The following is a 7,333-nucleotide window of genomic DNA, read 5'->3' as shown; positions in this document are numbered from 1 at the left end:
GGTTCCGCCCGGCGGCCATGGAGCTTTCTAGCGCTTATTGGCCTTGCGCTGCTTCTTCGCCGTAGAGCGCAGCTGTATCACGCGGGCCACCCCGGCGATCGCGACCACTAGGGCGCCACCAATAGCGGCAAAGAACAATGCCAGCCCGAGGTTGACCTGTCCCTGATACGCGAAGTAGTTCAGGGTCACCTGCTCCTGGTTCTGGGCAATGAAGATGATCAGCAGGATCAGCACGAGCAAGCCGAAGATCGTAGCGGTCCAGATACGACCCAACTTGGTCGCTGGGAGCTTATCTGCACCGGCAGGTTTGGCCCGTTGGACCTTGGAATCCATCGGTACGGTGGTCTCCACTTCGACCTCGCGTGATTCTGCTGGAATGTTCTCTTGCTCTGGTGTTCGATCAGCCGTAGCCATGATGAACTCGCTTTCCTTGTCTCCGGGACTGCTTTCAGCTTCGTCGAGAGCGAGGTGCCAAGTCAAGACCCGGATAGGGGTGTCTGCCAGGTTGCCAGGGCGGAGGCAGGCCCAGCAGGACATCAGCAAATGTGGTTCAGGCTACTAAGCTGGGAGGCAACTCGACTTTTCAGGCGGGAACCAAAACCTGAAGAACCGTCTGACAAACATCTCTTGACAGAAAGAAGTGAGTAACCAGCCATGGCACAAGCCGCAGCAATGGCCCACATTGCAGATCTGGCCGAATACGTCGCAACCTCGCCATCGAGCTACCACGCCGCGGCCTCGGCCGCGCAGCGCTTGGACGCTGTTGGATTCACCGGTCTGGACGAAAAGCAGGCTTGGAACCTGGTCCCGGGTTCCTACTACGTGGTCCGCGACGGTGCGATCATCGCTTGGGTGCAGCCAGAAGCTGCCACTGCGACCAGCGGATTCCATATCCTCGGCGCCCACACCGACTCGCCGGGCTTCAAGCTCAAGCCGAAGCCAACCACCGGTTCCAACGGCTGGTGGCAGGCAGGGGTCGAAGTCTACGGCGGACCGCTGCTGAACTCCTGGCTGGACCGCGAACTGGTGCTCGCCGGCCGATTGGTACTCAAGGACGGTTCCGAGCACCTGGCGAAGACCGAACCAATCCTGCGCATCCCGCAACTAGCGATCCATCTGGACCGCCAGGTCAATGAGGGCCTGACCCTGGACAAGCAGACCCACACCAATCCAATCTTTGGCGCCGGCGATCTGGCGGATGCCGACATCCTGGCGATCCTGGCGAAGTCTGCAGGTGTCGACCCGGCCCAGGTAGCCGGCTACGACATCCTGACCGCGCCCGCGCAGCGCGGCGAGGTCTTTGGCGAGGGCAAGAACTTCTTCGCCAGCGCCCGGCTGGATAACCTCACCTCGGTGCACGCAGGCCTGATTGCGCTGACGGGCCATTCCCGCAAGCCAGCAGGCAACCGCATTGCCATGCTTGCTGCCTTCGACCACGAAGAACTGGGTTCCTCCTCGCGCTCGGGCGCTTGCGGCCCATTCCTGGAAGAGCTGATCAACCGCATCCAGGCATCCATGGATGCTTCAGTTGAAGACACCGCTCGCGCCCTGTCGAATTCTGTATGCCTGTCTGCCGATGCTGGCCACGCGGTTCACCCGAACTACCCAGAGCGCCACGACCCAGCCAACCGTCCGCAGCTGAATGCCGGCCCGCTGCTGAAGATCAATGCGAACCAGCGTTATGCCACCGATGCGGTGGGTGCTGCCGCATTCGCCAACTGGTGCGAGTCGGCGGGAGTTCCCTACCAGGAGTTCGTGTCCAATAACCGCGTACCGTGCGGATCCACCATTGGACCATTGACCGCGACCCGACTGGGCATTCGCACCCTGGATGTGGGAGTCGCGCTGCTGTCCATGCACTCGGCCCGCGAGATGTGCGGCGTTGACGACCCTTGGTATCTGTCCAAGGTCTCTCGCGAGTTCTTCGGAGCCTAGCAAGTCCAACCTGAAAAGCCGGCCTGCGGGCTGGCTTTTCGCCTCCCCGGGGGATCTTCGCCCGATGTGCCTAATCGATGGCATAATCGGCACCATGACGATCCTCAACCAGAACACGTTGATCTTCCAGCAGACGAAGAACATCTCGAAGAACGACTTCGCGATTCTTGATTCTTCCGGGATGCAGATTGCCCACGTGGATACCGGCGGAAGCGCGCTGGGCCGCATGTTCGTTGGGGCTCGCGAACTCACGGTCTTCGATGGACCAGGCAATCCGGTTGTCATCGTCAAGGACACGATGACCATGGGCCGCGATCGTTTTGAAATCCTTGATGGCAACGCTGCCCCGCTGGCCAGCCTGGTCAAGAGGATCACCTTCTTCAAAACAAGGGTCTCCATCTCGATGCTGGGCGAAGAGCTCGAATTACTGGGCAGCATCTGGGACTTCGACTTCCAGATCACCGGTCCCGGCGGGGTTCTGGGAACCGTGACCCGGGAATGGTCCGGGATGGGCAACGCATTGCTCGGCAAGTCAACCTATGCCCTGCGCTTGGCGGAAAACCTCAACGCACAGCAACGCCAGGCAGTGATCGGCTCGGTGCTGGCACTGGATTTGATCCGTGAAAAGCAACAGCGCAATTCTTAACGGAGCTGAGGTAGTCGCCGCCAGGAATACTTCTTCGTCGCAGGCCAGCCTTGGTTCTTGGCCGCTGTCGTGTTGCAGTCGGGTAACTGTCACGTCGATGTCGTGGTGCTTTCGGGGCGCCATTGGCTAGCGTAAGTGGCATGAATGAATCACGGATTGCAGAGCTTCGCCGTGCCAAGGGCTGGACGCAAGAACGTCTAGCCGCCGAAAGCGGCATCACTGTCAGAACGGTCCAACGGCTCGAAGCCGGAAATGATGCGAGCTTGGAGACTATCTCACTGGTCGCCAAGGCCTTGGAGGTGCCGGTTGGAGACCTGTTCAAAAGCGTCCAGACTCCGAAGTTCTCCGAGGCCGTGGATGGGCTTGAAGCGCGGGCCCAAGCAGATCAAGATCGTCGGGATTCGGCAACCAAGGGGATCCTGGCCGTGTTCCGCGGGCTGGGCATCCTGGTCACTTTCGGCACGGTCATCTTGGCTACCACCGGCAACTTTGGGTGGTACATCTGGTTGCTGATCCCGGTGTACTGGGGCGTCGGGCAGCTGCTGCTTGAGGCTGCTTTCCGTCTGAGCCTGGATGCCAAACTCGACGCCAAATACCCGCTGTCCACGGCAAATCGGAAACTGCTGGGCTAGGTCCATGCTGCGAAGCGCAAACCCAGGCACCGCCCATGAGGTTCCCACGGGTCGTTAGACCGACTGTTGCCCATTGATAACCTGCTGTTTACCCCCTGCTGGTCTGATCAATGACTATGAGTTCGAATTCCCTGCAGGTCAAGAATTTCCGCCCGGAGATCCAAGCGCTCCGCGCCTTGGCGGTTCTGCTGGTCGTCGCCTATCATCTTGAGCCATCCGCAGTTCCAGGCGGTTATATCGGCGTTGACATCTTCTTCGTCATCTCGGGCTTCCTGATTACCTCGCACCTGCTGCGTGAAGCCGAACGCACCGGCCGGGTCAGCCTCGCAGCCTTCTTTGCCGGCCGAGCGCGAAGAATCCTCCCGGCTGCCATGCTGGTGATCCTGGTAGTTGTCGTGGCAAGCCTGCTGATCTTTCCCAAAACCCAGTGGGGTGCCTTGGGCACCCAGGCCATCGCCTCTGCCTTCTCGGTGCAGAACTGGGTTCTCGCCGCCGACTCCGTCGACTACCTCGCTTCGGATCAAGCACCCGGGCCGTTGCAGCACTTCTGGTCCCTGGGCGTGGAGGAGCAGTTCTACCTTTTCTGGCCATTGCTGGTTTTGGCCGTGTGCCTGTTGGCCAAACCGAATGCGGACGCTAGCAGTGGCGATGGATTTGCCCCGCGGCGTCGCATGCTCTGGATCATTTTCTCAGCCACCGCACTTTTGTCGCTGGGATACTCGGCCTATGCCGGTTACTCAGGCAATAGCGCCGGATACTTCATCACCACCACCCGCATTTGGGAACTGGCCGTCGGCGGACTGCTGGCCTTGGCAGTCCAGGCGCACGCCAACGGCGCCTTGAAGCTTCCACCGTGGGCAACCAGCTGGCAGTTCAAAAATCTTGCCGTACTCGTGGCTTTGGCGGCGATCTGCTTCGCGGCATTCAGCTACAACGCCACAACAGTCTTCCCGGGGATTGCGGCGGCCCTCCCGGTTCTTGGCTGCGCCGTGGTGATTGCCGCAGGCAGTACGCGAGGACCTGGTTCCCTGCACCCGCTGGTGAACTGGGCTCCCGTTCAATGGGTCGGCCTCGCCTCGTATTCGCTATATCTGTGGCACTGGCCGCTGATCGTATTCTTCATCGAACTGGCCGGGGGCAACCCGGACCCATTGCAGTCGCTGGCCTTGCTGGCCGGGTCCCTGCTCTTGGCTTGGGCCAGCTTGAAGTGGGTCGAAACTCCCATGCGCCACTTCCGCCCCATAGCCGGTTCTCCTGCCCGCTCCTTGATTGCAGGGGCGGCGATGGTCGGGCTGGCCGCGTCCATCGCGCTATTGCCAGGTGCCATGCAGCAGCATCTTGTGGGCCAGGAGCAGCGTGAGCTGGGCGCGATGATGCAAAACCCGCCAGCTGGTTTTGGCGCGGCCTCCGTGGGCCAGGGCGCACCTGCGTACCTTTCCGGCCATCGCCAGGTCGTCCCGCTTCCTGCGACGGCCGCCGAGGACCAGCCCGAACTGGGAGATTGCGTCCAGGAACCGAAATCCACGCAGATCAAGGAATGCGAATTCGGCAGCGAGGACGCCAGCTACACCGTGGCCCTGGTGGGTGATTCCCATGCAGCCCACTGGTTCGAGGCCGTCAGCCGATACGCCCAAAGCAAGGGCTGGAAAGTGGTGACCTATCTGAAGAATTCCTGCCCGTTCTCCGAGGCCCAGCGCAAGGCGGATCGGGATGGCAGCATCAACTGCGAAGAAGCCATCGACCAGACCATGGAAGCTCTGGCTGCGCGCGATGACATCAACGCGGTGATCACCTCGAGTTGGGGAGGAGCCACCTTTACCACTGACGCGGCACAGGGGCTGGCTTCGACGTGGTCCACCCTTGAAGACGCGGGCCTGCCGGTCTACGCCATTGTGGACACCCCGCGGCCGCCGCAGGATTCCTATGCGCGCGACTGCGTGGAAGAAAACGTGCAGAACCCGGATAAGTGCGCCTTCCCGGAAAAGGGAGCCTATGAAGTGGGCGATGCCACCAAGCAGGCCGCCGAACTGGAGCCGCGCGTCGAAGTGCTCGACTTCAGCGATTACTTCTGCATGGATGGAACCTGCCCGGCAGTGGTGGGAAATGTCTTGGTCTACCGGGACAAGCACCACATCAGCGATACCTACATGCGCACCTTGGCCCCGATCTTTGGCGATAGGATCGAGGCTGCCTTGGATTCCGAGTAGCCCAGCATGATTTAGGACACCAAGGCTTATGCAAGTTCGGGTCTCTCGGGTAGGATTGGAAGGTCTGTGCCACTGCATGCCCGAAAGTTGGGCGTCTGGTGCACAGATAACGCAAGAACCTCCTGTTGCGGAAATACCGCGACCGTTTAGCCCAAAGGAGGTGGGTTCACATGCGTGCTTATGAACTTATGGTCCTCATTGATCCAGAGGTCGATGACCGCACCGTAGAGCCAACCATCGAGAAGTACCTCGAGGTTGTCCGCTCCAACGGTGGCACTATCGAAAAGGTTGATGTCTGGGGTCGTCGCAAGATGTCCTACGAGATCAAGAAGAAGGCAGAAGCCACTTACGTAGTGGTGAACTACACCGCAGAGCCAGCAGCTTCCGCTGAGCTTGAGCGCCAGCTCAAGATCAACGAACTGATCCTGCGCCACAAGGTCACCCGTCCGGAAGAGGCACGCGTTTAATTACGCGAAACCTTCCGTCGTAGGAATTAACGTTCAATCTTTTTAAGGAGAGTCAATGGCAGGCGAGACTGTTATTACCGTTATCGGAAACCTGACTGCCGATCCGGAGCTGCGTTTCACGCCGTCCGGTTCAGCCGTAGCGAACTTTACGATCGCTTCGACTCCTCGCACCTTTGACCGCCAGTCCAATGAGTGGAAGGACGGGGAAGCCCTGTTCTTGCGCGCATCGGTGTGGCGCGAAGCTGCAGAGAACGTTGCTGAAACGCTGACCAAGGGCATGCGTGTCATCGCCCAGGGCCGGTTGCGTTCACGTTCTTACGACACCAAGGAAGGCGAACGTCGCACCGTCATGGAGCTTGAAGTCGATGAAATCGGCCCATCGCTCCGTTTCGCGTCCGCCAAGGTCACCCGTACCCAGCGCTCCGGCGGTGGCAACGGTGGCTTCGGCAACGGTGGTGGAGGCTTCTCCAACGCACCGCAGCAAAGTGCACCAGCTCAGGCGCCGCGTCAGCAGCAGCCTCAGCAGGGTGGCGGATGGAATGCTCCAGCCGCAGACCCATGGAGCACCGGCGGAAACAACGGTGGCGGCTGGGGCAACCCGGGCGCAGACGAACCGCCTTTCTAAACAATATTTATTCACCATCCCGCAGATCACTCTGCGGGCTCCAAAGCTAAGGAGCTCCACGATGGCTAAGGCTGAAATCCGTAAGCCCAAACCAAAGTCCAACCCATTGAAGGCCGCTGACATCACTGTCATCGACTACAAGGACACCGCACTGCTGCGCAAGTTCATCTCCGACCGCGGTAAGATCCGCGCTCGTCGTGTAACTGGCGTTTCCGTTCAGGAACAGCGCAAGATCGCACAGGCAATCAAGAACGCACGTGAAGTAGCCCTGTTGCCTTACTCCGGCGCTGGCCGCGGCTAAGGAAGAGGGATAGCAAAATGGCAAAGATCATTCTGACTCACGAAGTATCCGGTCTCGGTGCTGCTGGCGATATTGTCGAGGTAAAGAACGGCTACGCCCGTAACTACCTGCTGCCACGCGGCTTCGCAATCGTCTGGACCCAGGGCGGTGAGAAGCAGGTGGAGTCGATCAAGGCTGCACGTGCTGCTCGCGCCGTTGCAAACCTTGAGGATGCTCAGGCACTTGCAGCTAAGCTGAAGTCCCAGCCGGTGAAGATCACCATGAAGGCTGGCTCGAACGGTCGCCTGTTCGGCACCGTCAAGACCACCGAAATTGCTGCTGCCGTAGAGGCTGCCGGTCTGGGTAAGATCGACAAGCGCAACATCGAGGTCAACGACCAGATCAAGTCGACTGGCAACTACACCGCAACCGTTCGCGTTCACGCTGACGTTCTTGCAAACCTGCGCCTGCAGGTTGTAGCTGCTGCCAAGAAGTAAGTCTTCTAGACTCAGCTTCTGTTCAAGAGGTGGGGGGCACTCCG

9 protein-coding genes are annotated in these 7,333 nt (G+C 60.0%); 8 read left to right on the top strand and 1 reads right to left on the bottom strand.

Going from position 1 to position 7,333, the window contains the following annotated elements:
• Positions 1-27: 27 nt before the first annotated feature.
• Positions 28-414, bottom strand: coding sequence for a LapA family protein (locus ACNPN0_RS15805; protein WP_133833776.1), 387 nt, complete (start codon positions 412-414; stop codon positions 28-30).
• A 240-nt stretch (positions 415-654) separates the two neighbouring features.
• Here ACNPN0_RS15805 and ACNPN0_RS15800 point away from each other — a divergent pair, with 240 nt between their 5' ends.
• The 8 genes from ACNPN0_RS15800 to rplI all read left to right on the top strand — a co-directional run bounded on the left by ACNPN0_RS15800 (position 655) and on the right by rplI (position 7,289).
• Positions 655-1,935, top strand: a complete 1,281-nt coding sequence (locus ACNPN0_RS15800; protein WP_105656592.1) for a M18 family aminopeptidase — start codon at positions 655-657, stop codon at positions 1,933-1,935.
• 94 nt (positions 1,936-2,029) lie between these two features.
• Positions 2,030-2,581 (top strand): LURP-one-related/scramblase family protein, encoded by a 552-nt coding sequence (locus tag ACNPN0_RS15795; protein WP_166650745.1) that lies wholly within the window; start codon positions 2,030-2,032, stop codon positions 2,579-2,581.
• Positions 2,582-2,721: 140 nt separating this feature from the next.
• Complete coding sequence (locus ACNPN0_RS15790) at positions 2,722-3,213, top strand: helix-turn-helix domain-containing protein (protein ID WP_105656590.1); 492 nt, start codon at positions 2,722-2,724, stop codon at positions 3,211-3,213.
• A gap of 116 nt (positions 3,214-3,329) precedes the next feature.
• Positions 3,330-5,420, top strand: coding sequence for an acyltransferase family protein (locus ACNPN0_RS15785; RefSeq protein WP_332486902.1), 2,091 nt, complete (start codon positions 3,330-3,332; stop codon positions 5,418-5,420).
• Between the two features lie 170 nt (positions 5,421-5,590).
• Complete coding sequence (gene rpsF / locus ACNPN0_RS15780) at positions 5,591-5,887, top strand: 30S ribosomal protein S6 (RefSeq protein WP_060703203.1); 297 nt, start codon at positions 5,591-5,593, stop codon at positions 5,885-5,887.
• A gap of 55 nt (positions 5,888-5,942) precedes the next feature.
• Positions 5,943-6,512, top strand: coding sequence for a single-stranded DNA-binding protein (locus tag ACNPN0_RS15775; RefSeq protein ID WP_013350684.1), 570 nt, complete (start codon positions 5,943-5,945; stop codon positions 6,510-6,512).
• A 61-nt stretch (positions 6,513-6,573) separates the two neighbouring features.
• Positions 6,574-6,813, top strand: a complete 240-nt coding sequence (gene rpsR, locus ACNPN0_RS15770) for a 30S ribosomal protein S18 (RefSeq protein ID WP_013350683.1) — start codon at positions 6,574-6,576, stop codon at positions 6,811-6,813.
• Between the two features lie 17 nt (positions 6,814-6,830).
• A complete protein-coding gene (gene rplI / locus ACNPN0_RS15765) occupies positions 6,831-7,289 on the top strand; it encodes a 50S ribosomal protein L9 (protein WP_105656588.1) in 459 nt (152 codons plus the stop codon).
• Positions 7,290-7,333: the final 44 nt, after the last annotated feature.

It is taken from the genome of Glutamicibacter sp. AGC84 (genome assembly GCF_053543575.1).
Note: the sequence above shows the minus strand (reverse complement) of the source record. Positions and strands in the feature narration are given on the sequence as shown.